This window comes from Pseudomonas sp. Bc-h (genome assembly GCF_002080045.1).
GTDB lineage: Bacteria > Pseudomonadota > Gammaproteobacteria > Pseudomonadales > Pseudomonadaceae > Aquipseudomonas.
The window spans coordinates 421846-441677 of sequence record NZ_MUIN01000011.1; the positions used below are offsets into that span (position 1 = coordinate 421846).

At 58.0% G+C, this 19832-nt stretch carries 19 protein-coding genes; 13 read left to right on the plus strand and 6 right to left on the minus strand.

Annotated features, from left to right (window positions below; genetic code table 11):
* The first annotated feature begins 5 nt into the window (after positions 1 to 5).
* The 4 genes from BWR59_RS22255 (at position 6) to pdeM (ending at position 5243) form a co-directional block, all read left to right on the plus strand.
* A complete protein-coding gene (locus tag BWR59_RS22255) occupies positions 6 to 1124 on the plus strand; it encodes a succinylglutamate desuccinylase/aspartoacylase family protein (RefSeq protein ID WP_081567786.1) in 1119 nt (372 codons plus the stop codon).
* Between the two features lie 12 nt (positions 1125 to 1136).
* Complete coding sequence (locus BWR59_RS22260) at positions 1137 to 1901, plus strand: ATP-binding cassette domain-containing protein (protein ID WP_081567787.1); 765 nt, start codon at positions 1137 to 1139, stop codon at positions 1899 to 1901.
* A gap of 196 nt (positions 1902 to 2097) precedes the next feature.
* Positions 2098 to 4590, plus strand: a complete 2493-nt coding sequence (locus tag BWR59_RS22265) for a ligase-associated DNA damage response DEXH box helicase (RefSeq protein WP_081567788.1) — start codon at positions 2098 to 2100, stop codon at positions 4588 to 4590.
* The gene (gene pdeM / locus BWR59_RS22270) at positions 4587 to 5243 is read left to right on the plus strand and encodes a ligase-associated DNA damage response endonuclease PdeM (protein ID WP_081567789.1); all 657 of its coding nucleotides are present in this window, start codon (positions 4587 to 4589) and stop codon (positions 5241 to 5243) included. Before BWR59_RS22265 ends, pdeM begins: the two co-directional genes overlap by 4 nt.
* Before the next feature lie 79 nt (positions 5244 to 5322).
* On the opposite strand, the gene BWR59_RS22275 is transcribed toward pdeM, so the two are convergent.
* Together BWR59_RS22275 and dcd are read right to left on the minus strand one after the other, a co-directional pair.
* Positions 5323 to 5544, minus strand: a complete 222-nt coding sequence (locus BWR59_RS22275) for a hypothetical protein (protein ID WP_081567790.1) — start codon at positions 5542 to 5544, stop codon at positions 5323 to 5325.
* Between the two features lie 122 nt (positions 5545 to 5666).
* Positions 5667 to 6233, minus strand: coding sequence for a dCTP deaminase (gene dcd, locus BWR59_RS22280; RefSeq protein ID WP_017126297.1), 567 nt, complete (start codon positions 6231 to 6233; stop codon positions 5667 to 5669).
* Positions 6234 to 6544: 311 nt separating this feature from the next.
* Here dcd and BWR59_RS22285 point away from each other — a divergent pair, with 311 nt between their 5' ends.
* Positions 6545 to 6754: a cold-shock protein gene (locus tag BWR59_RS22285; protein ID WP_002554837.1), complete on the plus strand. Its 210-nt coding sequence runs from the start codon at positions 6545 to 6547 to the stop codon at positions 6752 to 6754.
* A 188-nt stretch (positions 6755 to 6942) separates the two neighbouring features.
* On the opposite strand, the gene apbC is transcribed toward BWR59_RS22285, so the two are convergent.
* Positions 6943 to 8037: an iron-sulfur cluster carrier protein ApbC gene (apbC, locus tag BWR59_RS22290; RefSeq protein ID WP_081567791.1), complete on the minus strand. Its 1095-nt coding sequence runs from the start codon at positions 8035 to 8037 to the stop codon at positions 6943 to 6945.
* 182 nt (positions 8038 to 8219) lie between these two features.
* Here apbC and metG point away from each other — a divergent pair, with 182 nt between their 5' ends.
* From metG to BWR59_RS22310, 4 genes are all read left to right on the plus strand, one after another.
* On the plus strand, positions 8220 to 10268 hold the full coding sequence (gene metG / locus BWR59_RS22295) for a methionine--tRNA ligase (RefSeq protein ID WP_081567792.1): 2049 nt from the start codon (positions 8220 to 8222) through the stop codon (positions 10266 to 10268).
* 46 nt (positions 10269 to 10314) lie between these two features.
* Positions 10315 to 11397, plus strand: coding sequence for an electron transport complex subunit RsxB (gene rsxB, locus BWR59_RS22300; protein WP_081567793.1), 1083 nt, complete (start codon positions 10315 to 10317; stop codon positions 11395 to 11397).
* Between the two features lie 22 nt (positions 11398 to 11419).
* Complete coding sequence (nth, locus tag BWR59_RS22305; RefSeq protein ID WP_081567794.1) at positions 11420 to 12058, plus strand: endonuclease III; 639 nt, start codon at positions 11420 to 11422, stop codon at positions 12056 to 12058.
* Positions 12059 to 12166: 108 nt separating this feature from the next.
* Positions 12167 to 12349 carry a hypothetical protein gene (locus BWR59_RS22310; RefSeq protein ID WP_081567795.1) on the plus strand — a complete coding sequence of 61 codons (183 nt, stop codon included), beginning with the start codon at positions 12167 to 12169 and terminating at the stop codon, positions 12347 to 12349.
* A 125-nt stretch (positions 12350 to 12474) separates the two neighbouring features.
* Here the strand turns inward: BWR59_RS22310 and BWR59_RS22315 are convergent, their stop codons facing one another.
* Positions 12475 to 13101, minus strand: coding sequence for a response regulator transcription factor (locus tag BWR59_RS22315; RefSeq protein ID WP_081567796.1), 627 nt, complete (start codon positions 13099 to 13101; stop codon positions 12475 to 12477).
* Between the two features lie 1162 nt (positions 13102 to 14263).
* Between BWR59_RS22315 and BWR59_RS22320 the strand changes: the two genes are divergently transcribed.
* Positions 14264 to 14917: a hypothetical protein gene (locus tag BWR59_RS22320; protein WP_343286997.1), complete on the plus strand. Its 654-nt coding sequence runs from the start codon at positions 14264 to 14266 to the stop codon at positions 14915 to 14917.
* A 121-nt stretch (positions 14918 to 15038) separates the two neighbouring features.
* Here BWR59_RS22320 and BWR59_RS22325 read toward each other — a convergent pair whose 3' ends face one another.
* Both BWR59_RS22325 and BWR59_RS22330 read right to left on the minus strand, forming a co-directional pair.
* Positions 15039 to 16256 carry an argininosuccinate synthase gene (locus BWR59_RS22325; protein ID WP_037012287.1) on the minus strand — a complete coding sequence of 406 codons (1218 nt, stop codon included), beginning with the start codon at positions 16254 to 16256 and terminating at the stop codon, positions 15039 to 15041.
* Positions 16257 to 16385: 129 nt separating this feature from the next.
* Complete coding sequence (locus BWR59_RS22330; RefSeq protein WP_081567797.1) at positions 16386 to 17366, minus strand: OmpA family protein; 981 nt, start codon at positions 17364 to 17366, stop codon at positions 16386 to 16388.
* A gap of 148 nt (positions 17367 to 17514) precedes the next feature.
* Here BWR59_RS22330 and pyrC point away from each other — a divergent pair, with 148 nt between their 5' ends.
* The 3 genes from pyrC (at position 17515) to BWR59_RS22345 (ending at position 19631) form a co-directional block, all read left to right on the plus strand.
* Complete coding sequence (gene pyrC, locus BWR59_RS22335) at positions 17515 to 18561, plus strand: dihydroorotase (RefSeq protein WP_081567798.1); 1047 nt, start codon at positions 17515 to 17517, stop codon at positions 18559 to 18561.
* Complete coding sequence (rnt, locus tag BWR59_RS22340) at positions 18558 to 19235, plus strand: ribonuclease T (RefSeq protein ID WP_081567799.1); 678 nt, start codon at positions 18558 to 18560, stop codon at positions 19233 to 19235. Before pyrC ends, rnt begins: the two co-directional genes overlap by 4 nt.
* A 177-nt stretch (positions 19236 to 19412) precedes the next feature.
* On the plus strand, positions 19413 to 19631 hold the full coding sequence (locus BWR59_RS22345; RefSeq protein ID WP_081567800.1) for a bacterioferritin-associated ferredoxin: 219 nt from the start codon (positions 19413 to 19415) through the stop codon (positions 19629 to 19631).
* Positions 19632 to 19832 lie beyond the last annotated feature (201 nt).

Consider the following 19832-nt stretch of genomic DNA (forward strand, 5'->3'; position numbering starts at 1 on the left):
TGCGCATGCGACACCAGACCCATGATCTGCTGGCCCCGGTGCCAGGCACCGCGCGGCAGATCCACAGCTTCCACTACGGCCCGGAAAACGGCGCCTGCAAGATCTACATCCAGTCGTCGCTGCACGCCGACGAACTACCCGGCATGCTGGTTTCCTGGTACTTGAAACAGCGTCTGGCGGAGCTGGAAAAAGCCGGTCAACTACTGGGAGAAATCGTCGTGGTTCCGGTCGCCAACCCCATCGGGCTGGAACAGGTGCTGATGGACATCCCGCTCGGGCGTTACGAACTGGAAAGCGGCCAGAACTTCAACCGCTGGTTCGTCGACCTGAGCCAGCAGGTGGGCGATGAAGTCGAGTCACTGCTGAGCGATGACGAGAAACATAACGTCGTTGTGATCCGTAAAAGCCTGCGCGCCGCCCTGCTCGCGCGCACCGGCCCCACTCAGCTGGAATCGCAGCGTCTTGCATTGCAACGTCTGGCCTGCGATGCCGACATGGTGCTGGACCTGCATTGCGATTTCGAATCGGTCGAGCATCTGTACACCACGCCTGAGGCCTGGTCACAGGTCGAGCCACTGTCGCGCTATATCGGCGCTCAAGCCAGCCTGTTGGCCACAGATTCGGGCGGTCAGTCGTTCGACGAATGCTTCACGCTGGTCTGGTGGCAGTTGCAACAACGCTTTGAACATCGCTTCCCGATCCCTCTGGGCAGCTTTTCCGTGACCCTCGAACTGCGCGGTCAAGGCGATGTAAACCACGCACTGGGCAGCCGCGACTGCCAGGCGATCATCAGCTATCTGATGCACTTCGGCGCGATTGCCGGTGAGCCAGTAGCGCAACCTGAACTTATTTATCCGGCGACGCCACTAGCGGCGGTCGAACCGGTTGCCACGCCTGTCGGCGGCCTGCTGGTGTTCTGCACACTGCCAGGCGAATACGTCGAGGCCGGGCAACTGATCGCTGAGGTCATCGACCCGATCAGCGACGCGGTGACCCCGATCCACGCGGCCAACGCCGGCCTTATGTACGCCCGCTCATTGCGACGCATGGCGACCGCCGGCATGGTCATCGCCCATGTCGCCGGCACCGTGGCCTTGCGCAGCGGCTACTTACTTTCTCCTTAAGGATTGCCAGTCATGTACAAACTGACCATCGATGGCCTGCATAAAAGCTACGGTGACCATGAGGTGCTCAAAGGCGTATCGCTCAAGGCCAACGTCGGTGACGTGATCTGCCTGATCGGTGCCAGCGGCTCGGGCAAGAGTACCTTCCTGCGCTGCATCAACTTTCTCGAACAACCCAACGACGGCGCCATGAGCCTGGATGGCCAGCAAGTGCGTATGGTCAGCGACGCCAGCGGCATGCGTGTGGCCGATCCGGCAGAACTGCAGCGCATCCGCACGCGCCTGGCGATGGTGTTCCAGCACTTCAACCTGTGGAGCCACATGACGGTGCTGGAGAACATCACCATGGCGCCACGCCGGGTGCTGGGCGTATCCAAGGTCGAGGCCGAAGATCGCGCGCGCAAGTATCTGGAAAAGGTTGGCCTGCCTGCCCGCGTCGCCGATCAATACCCGGCGTTCCTTTCCGGCGGCCAGCAACAGCGCGTAGCGATTGCGCGTGCGCTGGCGATGGAGCCTGAAATCATGCTGTTCGACGAGCCAACTTCGGCCCTCGACCCTGAACTGGTGGGCGAAGTGCTGAAGGTGATCCAGGGCCTGGCCGAAGAAGGCCGCACGATGATACTGGTGACCCACGAAATGGGCTTCGCTCGCAAAGTGGCGAATCAGGTGGTGTTCCTGCATCAGGGCCAGATCGAAGAAATCGGCCATCCGGACGATGTGCTGGGTAACCCGAAGAGCGAACGGTTGAAGCAGTTCCTGAGTGGGAACCTGAAATAACTGGTAATGCTGACTCTGGGATGACCATGACCCCTAGCCGTCCGTCTTGCCGGCGGTAGCGCCCGTGAGACCGCAACCGCCGGCAAGCCGGACGGCTACAGTGCCCAACGCGGCTTGAATCCGCGCCGCATAAAATCCGACCAAACTTATCTCAGCTGCGCACGGTCTCTGACTTAAACCCTCTCAGAGCCCGCGCATGCCCAAAACCGTCAATTTCGCACAGCGCTGGTTTGCTTCTCGTGGATGGAAGCCCTTTGCCTTTCAGAAAGAAGTGTGGGGGTCCGTGGCCGATGGTGAGTCCGGTTTGCTGCATGCCAGCACGGGCGCGGGCAAGACTTACTCTGTGTGGTTCGGCGCACTCAATCGGTTCGCCCGAACGGTCCCTGCCACGACTAACGACAAACCGCGCAAACGCAAACCTGCACCTGCTCCGCTGCAAGTGCTGTGGATCACTCCCATGCGCGCCCTTGCCGCCGACACCGCGCGAGCCCTTGAAGCGCCGCTGAAGGATCTGGACATTGCGTGGAGCGTCGGCCTGCGAACCGGTGACACCAGCAGCAGCGAGCGCGCCAGACAGAGCCGTCGCCTGCCCTCCGCGCTCATCACCACCCCTGAGAGCCTGACCCTGCTGCTCACCCGCGCCGACGCCCAGGCGACGTTCTCGACGCTGAAGATGGTCGTAGTGGACGAATGGCACGAGTTGATCGGCAACAAACGCGGCGTTCAACTGCAACTGGCGCTGGCGCGTTTACGGCAGTGGAATCCCGCGCTTATCGTCTGGGGGCTCTCCGCCACACTGGGCAATCAGGCTCATGCACAGCAAGTGCTCTTGGGCGAAGGGGGCACTGCGGTGCAGGGCAAGGTGGTCAAGGAGCTGATCGTCGACACGCTCATTCCCCAGAGCATCGAGCGGTTTCCCTGGGCCGGGCACATGGGGTTGAAAATGCTGCCCCAGGTGCTCGCCGAAGTGGACAGCAGCGCCAGTTGCCTGCTGTTCACCAACACTCGCGCGCAATCGGAAATCTGGTATCAGGCATTGCTCGAAGCTCGGCCTGACTGGGCTGGTTTGATCGCCCTGCATCACGGCTCGCTGTCACGGGAAGTCCGGGATTGGGTCGAACGCGCGCTGAAAGAGGGGCATCTCAAGGCGGTGGTCTGCACCTCCAGTCTCGATCTGGGGGTGGATTTTCTGCCAGTGGAGCGCGTGTTGCAGATCGGCTCGGCCAAAGGCGTAGCACGCCTGATGCAACGCGCCGGACGCTCTGGTCATGCGCCCGGTCGGCCCTCCAGGGTCACGCTGGTGCCCACGCACAGTCTGGAGCTGGTCGAGGCCGCCGCTGCTCGCGATGCGGTCGCCGCACGGCAAGTTGAGCCCAGGGAATCACCGCACAAGCCGCTGGACGTTCTCGTACAGCATCTGGTGAGCATGGCGCTCGGTGGCGGATTCTTGCCTGACGAGTTGCTGGCCGAGATCCGTACGGCTTGGGCCTATAGCGACCTGACCGATGAAGAGTGGCAATGGGCACTGGCGTTCGTGCGCCATGGCGGTTTGTCGCTCACGGCGTACCCCGATTACCGAAGGGTCGAGCCTGACGAGCACGGCGTCTGGCGCGTGCCCGATGCGCGGTTGGCGCGTCGGCACCGGATGAGCGTAGGCACCATCGTCAGTGACGCCAGCATCAACGTGAAGTACTGGAGCAAGGGGGGCGGCGGTGGATCGCTGGGCAGCGTCGAGGAAGGCTTCATCGCTCGCCTCAAGCCTGGCGATGGCTTCCTGTTCAGCGGACGATTGCTGGAACTGGTCAGGGTAGAAAACATGACCGCTTACGTGAAACGGGCCACAGTCAAAAAAGCCGCTGTCCCACGCTGGAATGGCGGGCGTATGCCGCTCTCCAGCGAACTGGCCGACGCAGTGGTCGAGAAATTCGACGCTGCCTCCCACGGCAACTATGACAGCCCGGAAATGCACACGGTCAGCCCCTTGCTGGAAGTCCAGCGAGAATGGTCAGGCCTGCCACGCAAGGACACCCTGCTGGCCGAAGTACTGAAATCTCGGGAAGGCTGGCACCTTTTTCTCTATCCGTTCGCTGGACGCCACGTGCATCTGGGGCTCGCCAGCCTCTTGGCCTGGCGGCTGAGCCGCGATAACCCGCTGACCTTCTCCATCGCAGTCAACGACTACGGGTTTGAGCTGCTGAGCGCCACTGAAGTCGACTGGTCTCAACGCCTGAACACGCAACTGTTCACGCAAGAGCATCTGCTGGCCGACATCATCGCCAGCCTCAATGCAGGAGAACTTGCCCTGCGCCGCTTTCGCGAAATCGCCCGGATTGCCGGGCTGGTTTTCTCTGGCTATCCCGGCGCGCCGAAAAGCAACCGTCAGCTGCAGGCCTCCAGCGGGTTGTTCTTCGAAGTATTCAAACAGTACGACGCCAGCAATCTGCTGTTGACCCAGGCCGAGGAAGAAGTGCTGCGTCAGGAACTGGATGTGAATCGGCTTGAGCAGACATTACAGCGCATCAACAGTCGGACACTGGATCTGCACCTCATCAAGCGCCCGACGCCCATGGCGTTTCCGCTGTTGGTAGAACGCATGCGTGAGAGCCTGAGCACCGAGAAACTGTCGGATCGCATCGCACGCATGGTGCGCGATCTTGAGAAAGCGGCAGGTCCTGAGGTCAACGCATGAGGCCGTATCTGTCGATAGAGCTGGCGGGAGCCGAACTCTGGCTGCTGGCCGACAAAGCCGTCTACTACCCCGCTGAGCACGCGCTGTTGATTGCTGACGCGCATTTCGGCAAGGCCGCCGCCTATCGAAGACTGGGACAGCCGGTTCCCCATGGCACCACGGACGACAACCTACAGCGGCTGGACAAGCTTCTGGCCGCCTATGACTGTCGTCGCCTGATTTTTCTCGGAGATTTCCTCCATGCACCCGAGTCTCACGCCCCGGCGACGCTGTCGGCATTGCAAGCCTGGCGCGAGCGGCACTCTTCTGTGGCCATCACATTGATTCGTGGCAATCACGACAAGCGCGCAGGCGATCCGCCAGCGCAGCTAAACATCCATGTGCTGCCAGAACCTCTGTTGCTGGGCCCTTTTGCGCTGCAACACGAGCCCGACCCTCATCCTTCTCACCATGTGCTGGCCGGTCATGTGCATCCCGCCTATCGGCTTTTCGGCAAAGGCCGACAACGCCTGCGCCTGCCCTGCTTTTATGTGCAGGCACAGGTCAGTCTCCTCCCGGCATTCGGCGCCTTTACGGGCGGGATGAATATCGAAAGAGGAGAAAACAGCAAGGTTTATGTGGTCGGAGACGGCGCAGTCTGGGAAACGCTCTGAGGCGTCCACTGGACCGTCCGAATGCAGAACTTTGCCAAATGATTCCTGCCGATGCCGCAGCACCGGCAGGAGTCCGTTCTCAGGCGACTGGAGCGGGAGGTGGCTCGTCGGGCAGCGTTGGCTCGCCGGGCTCTTCAGGCTGAGGATAATCGTTGGGGGTGTCCGGATTCGGCTGACCGGGGATGCCGCCGGCCACCATGTTGTTCAGATGGGGATGCGCTAACAGCGACCAAGCCAGCAACCCAACCTGATTCTGTGCGGGGTCGGCTTCCTTGCTGCTGGTTTTGATTTGTCTCTTCATAGGGCACTCCTGAGCGTTGGCCCCATCCGCATGGTGCGGATGGGAACAGTTCAGTCAATAGAGTGCTGATCTCGAGACTAATTCACTTTCGAAATGACCAACGGTGCTTCAAACGGCAAGACTCAGGTACGTGGCAACGTGACGCCACGCTGCCCCTGGTACTTGCCGCCGCGATCCTTGTAGGACACTTCACACTCCTCGTCAGACTCCAGAAACAACATCTGTGCGACGCCTTCGTTCGCGTAGATCTTGGCCGGCAGCGTGGTGGTGTTGGAGAACTCCAGGGTGACGTGGCCTTCCCATTCCGGTTCCAGCGGCGTCACGTTGACGATGATCCCGCAACGCGCATAGGTGCTTTTACCCAGACAGATGGTCAGAACGTTACGAGGAATGCGGAAGTACTCGACGGTGCGGGCCAGTGCGAAGGAGTTCGGCGGGATGATGCAAACGTCGCTCTTGATGTCGACGAAGCTCTTCTCGTCGAAATTCTTCGGATCGACGGTCGCCGAATTGATGTTGGTGAACACCTTGAATTCGTCGGCGCAGCGTACGTCGTAGCCGTAGCTGGAAACGCCGAAGGAGATCAGCCGGTCAGCGCCCTCACCGCGCATCTGGCGTTCAACGAAGGGCTCGATCATGCCGTGCTCTTGCGCCATGCGGCGAATCCACTTGTCCGATTTGATGCTCATGGCGGTGTCCTGAATAACGAGGTGAAAAAAGATGTCCGGCATCTTACCGGGCATGGGCTCCGGGTTCAAAGACTGTGCGCGCCGAGCGTTGGAAGCTTTGTGCCTTCTGTCGAAATAAACGAGACATGCCCATTGGCACATCCGGAAAAAAGGGTTAAGGTGCGTCCACTGTGTTGCTTGTGTCACTGAGAATCTCTACACGATGTTGAATTTCGATCCAACCATCTCCAAGAATTTTTCCTGCTCTTTGCACTCAGTCTCGGCCAGGGTTCTTCCTGAGTCGCAGTTAACTTTGTCCAAGGAGATACACCATGTCTAATCGCCAAACTGGTACCGTTAAGTGGTTCAACGATGAAAAAGGCTTCGGCTTCATCACTCCACAATCCGGTGACGACCTGTTCGTGCACTTCAAAGCCATCCAATCCGACGGCTTCAAAAGCCTGAAAGAAGGCCAGCAGGTCTCTTTCATCGCTACCCGCGGTCAGAAAGGCATGCAAGCTGAAGAAGTTCAAGTTATCTAACTTGTACTGAATCGCTTCAAAAAACCCCGCTCTCAAGGCGGGGTTTTTTTATGCCTGCAGGCTTTGTCTGGCCGGGGCCAGACTGCACCGTCGAAACAAACCCAAACGCCCTGCAGCGGTCCGGCTTGCTGGCGGCGACCACTACGCCACCGCGCACAAGCAGGACTATTACAGGAAAGGATACGGCATCAATCGTCGCTGATGGAAATGTTCGGCATCGCCACAGTGGCCGCTTCCTGCAGCACGATGCGCGCGCCTACGTGGCGGGCGAGTTCCTGATAGACCATGGCGATCTGGCTTTCCGGTTCGGCAATCGCAGTTGGCTTGCCGCCATCGGCCTGTTCGCGAATCAGCATCGACAGAGGCAAGGAGGCCAGCAGCTCGACGCCGTACTGCGAGGCGAGTTTCTCGCCGCCGCCTTCACCGAACAGATGCTCGGCATGGCCGCAGTTCGAGCAGATGTGTACCGCCATGTTTTCCACGACGCCAAGCACCGGAATGTTGACCTTGCGGAACATCTCCACGCCCTTCTTTGCATCCAGCAGCGCCAGATCCTGCGGCGTGGTGACGATGACGGCACCCGCCACCGGAACCTTCTGCGCCAGCGTAAGCTGGATGTCGCCAGTGCCAGGTGGCATATCAATGACCAGGTAATCGAGGTCGGTCCAAGCGGTCTGAGTGATCAGTTGCAGCAGCGCGCCGGAAACCATCGGGCCGCGCCAGACCATCGGCGTGTTGTCGTCGGTCAGGAACGCCATCGACATCACTTCAATGCCATGGGCCTCGATCGGCACGAACCATTTCTGGTCCTTGATCTTCGGCCGGGTGCCCTCGGCAATACCGAACATCACGCCTTGGCTCGGCCCGTAGATATCGGCATCGAGGATCCCGACCCGCGCACCTTCGCGCGACAACGCCAGAGCAAGGTTGGCCGCAGTGGTGGACTTGCCTACACCGCCCTTGCCGGAGGCGACAGCGACAATGTTCTTGACGTTGGCAAGGCCAGGAATCTGGGCCTGAGCCTTGTGCGCCGCGATCAGGGTGTCTATCTGCACCTTGGCCGAAGCAACCCCGTCCAGACCTTCAATGGCCATTTGCAGCATCTGCGCCCAGCCGTTCTTGAATAGCGCGGCGGCATAACCCAACTCCAGCTGCACGCTCACGCGATCACCGTCGATATCGATGGCACGCACACAACCGGCGCTGACCGGGTCTTGGTTCAAATAAGGGTCGGTGTACTGGCGAAGGACGGCTTCCACCGTTGCGCGATTGACAGCGCTCATGGGTCACTCCCGAAAAAGACTGAGCAAAACAGGCGGCTATCCTACCGCGTTCGTCGGAATAAGAGGGACCGGGTTTTGCCCAACGTCCACGAAGCAGATTCCGACACGCTGTGTGGGATGAAAAAAAAAGCTCAGACCTTTATAGTGGCCGACCTCCGTTTCACTTCAAGTAGCCGAGCCCCATGTCCGAGCCACGCAAGATTCTCGTCACCAGCGCCCTGCCCTATGCCAATGGTTCCATTCACCTTGGCCACATGCTCGAGTACATCCAGACCGACATGTGGGTGCGCTTTCAGAAGCACCGCGGCAATCAGTGCATTTATGTGTGCGCGGACGATGCCCATGGCTCGGCAATCATGCTGCGCGCGGAAAAGGAAGGCATTACCCCGGAACAGCTGATCGCCAATGTCCAGGCCGAGCACAGCGCCGACTTCGCCGACTTCCTGGTGAATTTCGACAACTTCCACTCGACCCACTCCGAAGAAAACCGCGAGTTGTCAGGCTTGATCTACACCCGCCTGCGCGACGCCGGGCACATCGCCACGCGCTCGGTGACCCAGTATTTCGACCCTGAAAAGAAAATGTTCCTGGCCGACCGCTTCATCAAGGGCACCTGCCCGAAATGCGGCACGGAAGACCAATACGGCGACAACTGCGAAAAATGCGGCGCCACCTACGCTCCGACTGACCTGAAAGATCCGAAATCAGCGATTTCCGGTGCGACGCCTGTCCTCAAGGACTCGAAGCATTTCTTCTTCGATCTGCCGGCCTTCGACGCCATGCTGAAAAGCTGGACCCGCAGCGGAACCCTGCAGGACGCCGTGGCGAACAAGATCGCCGAATGGCTGGATTCCGGCCTGCAGCAGTGGGACATCTCCCGAGATGCGCCTTACTTCGGTTTCGAAATTCCCGACGAGCCGGGCAAGTACTTCTACGTCTGGCTCGATGCGCCAATCGGCTACATGGCCAGCTTCAAGAACCTGTGCGACCGCACGCCTGCGCTGGACTTCGATGCGTTCTGGAACAAGGACTCTACCGCCGAGCTGTATCACTTCATCGGCAAGGACATCGTCAATTTCCATGCCCTGTTCTGGCCAGCGATGCTCGAAGGCTCGGGTTTCCGCAAACCAAGCGGGATCAACGTCCACGGCTATCTGACCGTCAACGGCCAGAAGATGTCGAAGTCACGCGGCACCTTCATCAAGGCGCGCACCTACCTTGAGCATCTGTCGCCGGAATACCTGCGTTACTACTACGCGGCCAAACTGAGCCGAGGCGTCGACGACCTCGACCTGAACCTCGAAGACTTCGTGCAGAAGGTCAACTCCGACCTGATCGGCAAAGTCGTGAATATCGCCAGCCGTTGCGCGGGTTTCATCCACAAAGGCAACGCAGGCGTACTGGTGTCCGGCAACGCTGCGCCGGAGCTGACCGACGCGTTCCTCGCCGCAGCGCCGAGCATCGCCGAGGCTTACGAGGCCCGGGACTTCGCCCGTGCCATGCGTGAAATCATGGCGCTGGCCGACCGCGCCAACGCCTGGATCGCCGACAAGGCGCCGTGGTCTCTCGCCAAGCAGGAAGGCAAACAGGAAGAAGTGCAGGGGATCTGTGCGCTGGGCGTCAACCTGTTCCGTCAGTTGGTGATCTTCCTCAAGCCCGTTTTGCCTAATCTGGCGGCCGATGCCGAACAGTTCCTGAACGTCGCCCCGCTCACATGGAATGACCACCTGACGTTGCTCAGCAATCATCAGTTGAACCCTTTCCAGGCGCTGATGACCCGTATCGATCCAGCAAAAGTGGAAGCCATGACCAACGCGTCGAAAGAAGACCTGACCGCCAGCGCCACTGATACCGGGGGCACTGCTCAGGGCAATGGCGAGTTGACCAGGGACCCGCTGTCTGCGGAAATCGACTTCGACGCCTTTGCCGCCATCGACTTGCGTGTCGCGCTGATTGAAAAAGCCGAACACGTTGAAGGCGCTGACAAGCTGCTGCGCCTGACCCTTGATATCGGCGACGAAAAACGCAACGTGTTCTCCGGAATCAAGAGCGCATACCCGAATCCGGCTGAACTCGAAGGCCGCCTGACCATGATGATCGCCAACCTTAAACCACGGAAAATGCGTTTCGGCATTTCCGAAGGCATGGTCATGGCAGCCGGTCCTGGCGGCGAAGAGATTTATCTGCTCAGCCCTGACAGCGGCGCCAAGCCGGGCCAGCGCATCAAGTAACCATGAACGTGGCCGACGTCCTCTGGGGCGTCGGTCTGGTCAAAGCATGAGCCTGATTCAGCGCATCGACGCCCTCCTGCCGCAAACCCAGTGCGGTAAATGCGGCCATCCTGGTTGCAAGCCTTACGCCGAAGGCATCGCCGACGGCGAAGCAATCAACAAATGCCCACCTGGCGGTGATGAAACCATCGCAGCCCTGTCACGCCTGCTGAATGTCCCTGTGTTGCAGCTGGATACCGAACGTGGCAGCGCGCCGCCTCAGGTGGCCTTCATACGCGAGGCTGAGTGCATTGGCTGCACCAAGTGCATTCGGGCCTGCCCGGTGGATGCGATTGTCGGCGCAGCGAAACTGATGCACACCGTGATCGTCGCTGAATGCACCGGTTGCGACCTCTGCGTGGCGCCCTGCCCTGTCGACTGTATCGACATGCTTCCATTGCCCGCCGCAACCGTCGTGCCGATCGTGGGCGGGCTGGCGTTCACTGATGCGCAATCTGTCGCGCGTGCGGCCAAGCGCGGCCACGCACGCCATCGCTTCGAGGCCCGCAACGCGCGTCTGCAGCGCGAGGAGCAGCAGCGACTGACAGAACGCCTGGCTCGCCAGCGAAAATCCGATGCTCCACCCTTTTCCAAAACCGATCCGGTGCAGCCAGAGGTAGAACGGGCTCGCGCACAGGTGACCACTGACAACGATGCAGCGCTGAAACAGGCCCGCATCAATGTAGCGATGAGCCGTGCGCAGCTGAACAAGTCACTCAAGGCCTTCGGTCACCCGCCCATCGCTGAACAGGCTGCGCGTCTGGTCGAGTTACAGCGCCAGTACGACGAAGCCGAACACAGCCTTGCAGAACTCCAGAAGGCAGCCCCGACTGACGATGCGCCCTCTTCGGCCGCGACGCCCCGAGCGGCACGAGCGGCACGAGCGGCACGACCTGACAAAGCAGCACTGAATCGAGCGAAAATTCAGCTGGCCATGCGCCGTGCAGCAATCAAAAAAGCGCAATCGGCGGAAGTGTCGGCTGAGCAGCTCGCAGCATTGAACGAAGAGCTTGATCAGGCCGAACAAGTGCTGAGTGCCCTTGAGGCCAGCGTTAACGTGAAAACAAACCCGACTGGTTCTCAGGAATAACTTCTCAGGAATAGCGCACTTCATGAACGCAGCAAAACGGCTGGAAATTTTTCGTCGCCTTCACGAAGACAATCCCGATCCCAAGACAGAGTTGTCCTACAGCACGCCATTTGAATTGCTCATCGCCGTGATCCTTTCAGCGCAAGCTACTGACGTAGGTGTGAATAAGGCTACAGCTCGACTGTACCCGGTCGCCAATACACCTCAAGCGATTTACGACTTGGGTGTTGAGGGGCTGTCTGAATACATCAAGACCATCGGTCTCTACAACAGCAAGGCAAAGAACGTGATCGAGACATGCCGAATGCTGGTAGAGCTGCATGGAGGTGAAGTCCCACAGACCCGTGAGGCCCTGGAAGCGCTACCTGGTGTCGGGCGAAAGACCGCAAATGTGGTGCTCAACACGGCGTTCCGGCAACTGGCAATGGCAGTCGACACGCACATTTTCCGGGTCAGCAATCGGACAGGAATCGCTCCCGGCAAAAACGTCGTTGAAGTCGAGAACAAGCTGATGAAGTTCGTTCCCAAGGACTACCTGCTGGACGCACACCACTGGCTGATTCTCCACGGTCGCTATGTCTGCGTGGCGCGCAAGCCCCGTTGCGGCAGTTGTCGAATCGAGGACCTCTGCGAATACAAGGCCAAAACGTCCGATGATTGAGCGATAGGGTTTTTACCAATCGATCGATTGAAAAAATCTTTTTTACCCAGCCGAAGTTTGTCGCTATAAGGTGCGCCAATGACAGTCTAAGTCTGGAGCCACCTTTTTATGAGCACTGACAAAGAGCAGATGGATGTAGATGACGACTTCGTGCCCGGAGACTCCGACGAAGCCGCTCAAGTACCCGTGGAAACGGCGAAGACCAATCTCAGCAAACGCCGCACTATCGATAACCTGCTGGAAGAACGTCGCCTGCAAAGACAGCTGGCCGACTACGATTTCGACCTCTAAAGCCACACCCCTCCAAAGCCTCTCTGCCATTTGAGAGGCTTCAGTCTGTCTACGAGATTGCTGCTGATACAGCCTGCCAATATTCGCACAGACCTCAAATCCGTTACCAGGCCCTGCACCGCTCGCTAGACCAGCCCGTTACGTTGAGCGAGCTCGATGAGATCGACCAGTGAGTGAGCATTGAGCTTCAGTAGCAGCCGCGTTTTGTAGGTACTGACCGTCTTGTTGCTGAGAAACATCCCATCTGCGATTTCCTTGTTGGTTTTTCCTCGTGCCAGCTGTTGCAGAACCATCATTTCGCGCCCAGACAGGCGATCCACCATCTCCGCTTCGCTTGCGTTTCCTAAGCTGGAGCGCACCGTATGCAGCGCCTGATTGGGAAAATAGCTGTACCCAGATAACACAGCCTTGATGGCGCTTAACAACTCGGTGAGATCCTGCTGCTTGCAAACGTAGCCAGCAGCACCCGCCTGCATGCAACGCATTGAAAAATGGCCCGGTGCCTGAGAAGTCAGAATCAATACCTTGAACGACAACGTCATCGCGGTCAGCCGGGCAATAACCTCAAGCCCGTCAAGTTTGGGAATGCCGATATCCAGGATGACGATATCGGGCAAATGTTCGCGCGCCAACTGCAGCGCATCTACGCCGTTATCCGTCTCGGCAATGACCTCGTAACCATGACGTTCCATCAACATGCGTACGGCGAGCCGAATGACAGGGTGATCATCCACGATCAACACTTTATTCATGAGCAGTCCATTCTTTGCTGTTCGAATTTTCAGAGCCCGCACAATAGCTTAGTCGTTTAGTGCTTTGCATGGCGCTCCTCCCCATGGACAAGCAGGCAAAGACCTTTCCCACTCAAGCAACAGAAACGTCCTACAAAACCTGCCTTATCCAGTCTCCTTGATAACCCTCTCATTGAATTTTTCCTGCGTACAGCGAACCGCGAGGCTGGCGATAAAAAGCCGGTTTGCGGAGCCATAATTCACCGGCTTCAATTATTACAACATGCTGAATCATCAATCTAATACCTCTTTGGACTATTCAGCCTGCTCAAGAGCTACGTAAAACACATGCAGACGTACTCGCAAGCAAGGCATCTGAGATGGCTATCCGATCCTCGGTGCGCGTCGCGGAGCATTGATGCCGTGCCTGTTTCCGCTCCTCTGCCCGAAATCATCGCGGGCGCCTGTACTTCAGAATAAGCCGATCTGCACAACATGCCAGAAAGCAACAATCATAAAATATTGCGAATCACAAGCCGTCCGCAAATCAAGGCCACGTTGAAAAAATACACATCAGAAAAAGATTTTTTGCATATATATATATTTACAGAAATGGCCTACACGGTGCTCGGAAAGTTCCGAGCCTGGCAATCTGTTCACGCTGGCCACGCCCCCAACGGGTTTCAAACGGCCCTCAGAAATAGCACACAGCAGCGAATCAAATAACTTTTATCTGCCCATTCGCTTCGTTACTCTTTGCCAAGTTTGAAATCTGCAGATCTTCCGCCACCCACGTAATACCATCCCCTCTTTTAAATCCAGTCAATCACCCCCAAATAAGAAAAATACTACACAACTAACAGACCGTTATGACCTGCGCACATAAATTCAGAAAACAATAAAAGACAATTCTGGAAAAAACGATTTTTTACTTGCCAAACCTATTTCCAGTCGTTACTTTTTTCATCAATAAGTAAGCCATGCCTGGCCAATAAGACAACACTCGAAGTCACCACCCGATAGTTCTCTGTCACTGTCGTCCATTCATCTCTTGCCTGTATTTCCAGTGTGAGCCGGGATCGGCCGACCCGAACACGCCTTGTCAGGCACTCAAACAACAACTGATCAAGGACTGCGGCCAAATGTCGGACCGCGCACATCAACATGTTCAAAGGAATAAACCATGACTAAAAAAACAGGGGCATCCTCAGCGTTTATCCATGAGCCACTGGAACTCGCTGACGCCGTAGAGAGGTACGTCGCCCAAGGAGGAGTCATTGATATTGTCCCTGAGGGCGAGTCGGCAGATGCAACAGTTACAGCGACTCAAAAGGTGCCTGAGCCCGATGCGCAAGCGCAGATAAAAGCGAAGGTAGAACAGCTCAAGGGGCTTGTGGCCAAAGGTGCAGGGGTATCTGCTCTGCAATATTCACTGAGGATGAACCGAAAGGAAATCAAGCGCCTGGCGAGCGAGAACGGAGTCAAAATTCTGTACAGCAGGCCGGTACGGGGTTCTCGAACATTACGCGCACGCGAGACAGCGACCGTTGACGACGCCGTTGCCGGCCACGCCATGCATTATTCAACGCTTGGCTATACGGTACCTGAGATAGCTCAATTATTGGGCATTGGTGTACGAGATGTCTGGAACATCGGTAAGGCATACCGCTTCGAGTTCAGAAACAACCCCAGTATCGGCTCCCCTACGCCACCCTGTTCCGACGCCCCCCTGTCCGAAAATAAACACCCCGGCCGCGTCGTCCACCATGAACGGAACAACACGGAAAACGAATGCGTTGACGAGACAACTAGCGATTTTCAATCCACACCGCGCTAGTTAGGCGGTAGTGTTACTTATCTGCCACTAAGGGAATAAACGCGAGAAACAACAGAGCGATCAGAGAAGCAAAAAAAAGGTGCAACTCCTTGCGGAGTTGCACCTTGATCACCGATTGCGATCAGAACAATTTACGGTTCTTGTTCGCCGCGATGCGCATGCGCAGAGCGTTGAGCTTGATGAAGCCAGCCGCATCGGCCTGATTGTAGGCACCGCCATCTTCTTCAAATGTCGCGATATTGGCATCAAACAGGGAGTCGTCGGACTTGCGGCCAGTAACGATGACGTTGCCCTTGTACAGTTTCAGGCGCACGACACCGTTCACATGAGCCTGCGAGGCGTCGATCATCTGCTGCAGCATCAGACGCTCAGGGCTCCACCAGTACCCGGTGTAAATCAGGCTCGCGTATTTCGGCATCAACTCGTCTTTCAGGTGAGCGACTTCGCGATCCAGGGTGATCGACTCAATGGCGCGGTGCGCCCTGAGCATGATGGTGCCTCCCGGAGTTTCGTAACAGCCACGGGACTTCATGCCGACATAGCGGTTCTCGACGATATCGAGTCGACCGATGCCATGCTCGCCGCCAATGCGGTTCAGAGTGGCAAGTACGGTCGCCGGCGTCATTTCGACGCCGTCCAGTGCGACGATGTCGCCATTGCGATATGTCAGTTCGAGGTATTGAGCCTTGTCCGGGGCATTCTCCGGCGAAACGGTCCAGCGCCACATGTCCTCTTCGTGCTCGGTCCAAGTGTCTTCCAGCACACCGCCTTCATAGGAGATGTGCAGCAGGTTGGCATCCATCGAGTACGGGGATTTTTTCTTTCCATGGCGTTCGATAGGGATCGCATGCTTCTCGGCATAATCCATGAGCTTCTCGCGGGACAGCAGGTCCCACTCGCGCCACGGGGCGATCACTTTCACGCCTGGCTTGAGCGCGTAAGCACCGAGTTCGAAACGAACCTGGTCGTTGCCCTTGCCGGTGGCGCCGTGGGAAATGGCGTCAGCGCCGGTTTCGTTGGCGATTTCGATCAAGCGTTTGGCGATCAGCGGACGTGCGATGGAAGTCCCCAGCAGGTACTCGCCTTCGTAGACGGTGTTGGCGCGGAACATCGGGAACACGAAATCACGCACAAATTCTTCGCGCAGATCGTCGATGTAGATTTCTTTGACGCCCATGGCTTGCGCCTTGGCGCGTGCTGGCTCGACTTCTTCGCCCTGACCCAGGTCAGCCGTGAAAGTCACCACTTCGCAGTTGTACGTATCCTGCAGCCACTTGAGGATTACCGAAGTATCCAGGCCACCGGAATACGCGAGAACTACCTTGTTAACGTCCGCCATGCCATCACTCCAACGCGTTGTACGGAAAACCGCTGATTCTACCGTTCAAACCCGTGGATTTACAGTGTCGCGACAGCTTCTGACGACGAAGCGACAGAATCTGTCAAACACACGACGCCGAGATGGCGCTCAGGACACCTTGGCAGGGGCCGTTCCGGACGCTGTGGAAGGTGGGGGAGTTCCTGCCGGAGCGGGGATCTGCGCGGGTGCAGGAACAGGCGCGGGCGCAGCGTTCGGCGGCACCAAAGGTTTCTGCTCTGCCACGCGATCCAGATGGATGTTCACCCGACGATTACGCGCCCGGTTGGCATTGTTGGTATTAGGCACCAACGGATATTGCTCGCCATGAAAGCGCACGGCGATCTGCTCTTCCGGCACGCCTTGAGCCTTGAGGTAGTCCATCACGGCCAACGCTCGGCGGCGGGAGAGATCGCGATTTGTCAGCCGATTGCCGCTGTTGTCGGAATGCCCGTCAAGCTCGACTCGGTTGACCGTGGGATCAGCCTTCATATACGCCAGCACGGTATCAAGACGACGTCTGGCCTGTGCATCCAGATCGATGCCACCGCCCGGAAAGCCGATCTCGGCCTGTCTGACCTGCTCGAAGTTCATGGGCAACAGTTTGGCGGTACACAGCTGAAAATCGGTATAGGCCTTGCTGAATTTGACTGGCAACAGACGAACTTCCATTGCACCGCCGCCATCACGCAGCGCATGACGAATGACCGGGCTGCGCCCCTCCATCAACCCGGCAATCAAACGACCGGCCTGTGCCTGGCTGGTGTTGAAAGGAATCTCGCCTTTACTGACCTTTACTGCGCCAAGGTTAAGATCGCCTCTGCCCGGCTGCCAGGGCGCTGCTGCGGCAATCAGCGTCGCGGAGCCAGAAGCCAGGCTGTAACCGTTGGCCTTCAGTCGGAAAGTCGCCTGCTCGCCCGCGCGACGCACGAATTCGCCCGCGCCGAAATCGGAGATCGGCTGACTCAGACGGCATTCGAACTGATCGCCCTCCACCTTCCACTCGATGTTCTCCAGACGCGTCTGGAATGTGAGAGCCGCGGCCGGCAGGCTGGCAAACACGCTGAGCAGGGCTAGATATCGCTGGCGCACGGGAGGCTCCACAAAAAAATTCACCGCGTAACAAAATTTATCGCTTACACGTCGCTATCGGTTAGTTCCTCTAAAACTTGATAGCGAGTGCCTGCAAGAGTCTTTTCCGGTAGCATTCCCAGCGAGTTTGACCCGCCTGGAATTCCCAATGTCCGACCGCCTGACCCTCCTGCGCCCCGACGACTGGCATATCCATCTTCGTGATGGCGCTGTTCTGCCCCACACCGTCGCTGACGTGGCGCGCACTTTTAGCCGCGCCATCATCATGCCGAACCTCGTGCCGCCGGTACGCAACGCAGAGCAAGCGGATGCCTATCGCCAGCGCATCCTTGCTGCACGCCCTGCAGGAAGCCGTTTCGAGCCATTGATGGTGCTCTACCTCACCGACCTGACTCAGCCCGAAGACATTCGCGCCGCCAAGGCCTGTGGCTTCGTGCACGCCGCCAAGTTGTACCCGGCCGGTGCCACTACCAACTCCGACTCTGGCGTGACCAGCGTCGACAAGATCTTCCCGGTGCTCGAAGCGATGGCCGAGGTCGGCATGCCGCTGTTGATCCACGGCGAAGTGACACGTGGCGACGTCGACGTGTTCGACCGCGAGAAGATCTTCATTGATGAGCACATGCGTCGTGTCGTGGAGCGCTTCCCGACGCTCAAAGTGGTGTTCGAACACATCACCACCGCCGATGCAGTGCAGTTCGTCAACGAGGCTTCCGCCAACGTTGGCGCAACCATCACCGCGCATCACCTGCTGTACAACCGCAATCACATGCTGGTAGGCGGGGTTCGTCCGCACTTCTACTGCCTGCCGATCCTCAAACGCAACACCCATCAGGTCGCCCTGCTGGACGCCGCTACCAGTGGCAGCAGCAAGTTCTTCCTGGGTACGGACTCGGCGCCTCACGCTCAGCACGCCAAGGAAGCCGCTTGCGGTTGCGCTGGCTGCTACACCGCGTATGCGGCGATCGAGCTGTATGCCGAGGCGTTCGAGCAACGTAATGCGCTGGACAAGCTGGAAGGCTTCGCCAGCCTCAATGGCCCGTCGTTCTATGGCCTGCCAGTCAACACCGAGACCATCACCCTGGTCCGTGAAGAGTGGACCGCCCCTACCAGCCTGCCATTCGGCGAGCTGTCCGTTATCCCGCTGCGCGCCGGTGAGACACTGCGCTGGCGCCTGCTGGAGGAACACGCGTGAGTGAAGACCATTACGACGACGATCAGGAAGGCTCTGGCGGCGGCACAGGCTCCAGGCATCCGATGGCTGCGCGTTTTCGCGGTTACCTGCCGGTCGTCGTCGACGTAGAGACCGGTGGTTTCAACTCGGCGACCGATGCGTTGCTGGAGATTGCAGCAACGACCATCGGTATGGACGAAAAAGGCTTCGTGTTCCCTGAGCACACTTATTTCTTCCGCGTCGAGCCGTTCGAAGGCGCCAACATCGAAGCTGCCGCGCTGGAGTTCACCGGCATCAAGCTCGATCACCCTCTGCGCATGGCCGTGAGTGAAGAAACCGCGCTGACGGATATCTTCCGTGGCGTGCGCAAGGCCCTGAAGGCCAACGGCTGCAAGCGGGCGATTCTGGTTGGCCACAACGCCAGTTTCGATCTGGGCTTCCTCAATGCAGCGGTTGCGCGGCTGGACATGAAGCGTAATCCGTTTCACCCGTTTTCCAGCTTCGATACGGCAACTCTAGCCGGCCTGGCTTATGGCCAGACCGTGCTGGCCAAGGCGTGTCAGTCGGCCGATATCGACTTCGACGGTCGTGAGGCCCATTCGGCGCGCTACGACACCGAGAAGACCGCCGAGCTGTTTTGCGGCATCGTCAACCGCTGGAAAGAAATGGGCGGCTGGCACGACTTCGACGATTAAGGTCTGCGCCTATGTGAGAAACCGGTCCTTGCGGCCGGTTTTTTTGTGCCTGCACGATGTTGGCAAGTGACCACTCATCGGCCTTCATCTGAAGACCGGGAAGTAGTTTTGACAAGCATTCTCATTAACATTAGTATCCGTCGCATCTCGCAAATAACTCAGCGACGGTCTTTATATATGTATGTCTGCCTCTGCCAAGGTGTCACCGACGGACAAATCCGCGAAGCGATCATGGAAGGATGCTGCAGCTATCGTGAAGTGCGCGAGACCTTGGGTGTCGCCAGCAAATGTGGGAAATGTGCCTGCCTCGCGAAGGAAGTGGTACGTGAGACCCTGACCGAACTGCAAACGACTCAGGCTGCATTGGCTTATCCCGCAGAATATTCTGCCGCCTGATTTAACGGATTTTAAAGAACCGGACCCAGCGTCCGGTTTTTTTATGCCTGTAATTCAAGCGCTTAGCCCTAAGATGCGGAACACAAACATTCTTATTCCTATTTATTTTCACTTATTATTCAATAACTTAGGTTTGACAGGTGTTTATAGGAGGCCCAAACTTGCGTCTTATATACGAACATCTTCGACAGGACCTCGATC

Bases quoted from the DNA above. Each gene is read 5' to 3' on its own strand.
- BWR59_RS22255 (WP_081567786.1), top strand. From the start codon at position 6: ATGCGACACCAGACCCATGATCTGCTGGCCCCGGTGCCAGGCACCGCG.
- BWR59_RS22260 (WP_081567787.1), top strand. From the start codon at position 1,137: ATGTACAAACTGACCATCGATGGCCTGCATAAAAGCTACGGTGACCAT.
- BWR59_RS22265 (WP_081567788.1), top strand. From the start codon at position 2,098: ATGCCCAAAACCGTCAATTTCGCACAGCGCTGGTTTGCTTCTCGTGGA.
- pdeM (WP_081567789.1), top strand. From the start codon at position 4,587: ATGAGGCCGTATCTGTCGATAGAGCTGGCGGGAGCCGAACTCTGGCTG.
- BWR59_RS22275 (WP_081567790.1), bottom strand. From the start codon at position 5,544: ATGAAGAGACAAATCAAAACCAGCAGCAAGGAAGCCGACCCCGCACAG.
- dcd (WP_017126297.1), bottom strand. From the start codon at position 6,233: ATGAGCATCAAATCGGACAAGTGGATTCGCCGCATGGCGCAAGAGCAC.
- BWR59_RS22285 (WP_002554837.1), top strand. From the start codon at position 6,545: ATGTCTAATCGCCAAACTGGTACCGTTAAGTGGTTCAACGATGAAAAA.
- apbC (WP_081567791.1), bottom strand. From the start codon at position 8,037: ATGAGCGCTGTCAATCGCGCAACGGTGGAAGCCGTCCTTCGCCAGTAC.
- metG (WP_081567792.1), top strand. From the start codon at position 8,220: ATGTCCGAGCCACGCAAGATTCTCGTCACCAGCGCCCTGCCCTATGCC.
- rsxB (WP_081567793.1), top strand. From the start codon at position 10,315: ATGAGCCTGATTCAGCGCATCGACGCCCTCCTGCCGCAAACCCAGTGC.
- nth (WP_081567794.1), top strand. From the start codon at position 11,420: ATGAACGCAGCAAAACGGCTGGAAATTTTTCGTCGCCTTCACGAAGAC.
- BWR59_RS22310 (WP_081567795.1), top strand. From the start codon at position 12,167: ATGAGCACTGACAAAGAGCAGATGGATGTAGATGACGACTTCGTGCCC.
- BWR59_RS22315 (WP_081567796.1), bottom strand. From the start codon at position 13,101: ATGAATAAAGTGTTGATCGTGGATGATCACCCTGTCATTCGGCTCGCC.
- BWR59_RS22320 (WP_343286997.1), top strand. From the start codon at position 14,264: ATGACTAAAAAAACAGGGGCATCCTCAGCGTTTATCCATGAGCCACTG.
- BWR59_RS22325 (WP_037012287.1), bottom strand. From the start codon at position 16,256: ATGGCGGACGTTAACAAGGTAGTTCTCGCGTATTCCGGTGGCCTGGAT.
- pyrC (WP_081567798.1), top strand. From the start codon at position 17,515: ATGTCCGACCGCCTGACCCTCCTGCGCCCCGACGACTGGCATATCCAT.
- BWR59_RS22345 (WP_081567800.1), top strand. From the start codon at position 19,413: ATGTATGTCTGCCTCTGCCAAGGTGTCACCGACGGACAAATCCGCGAA.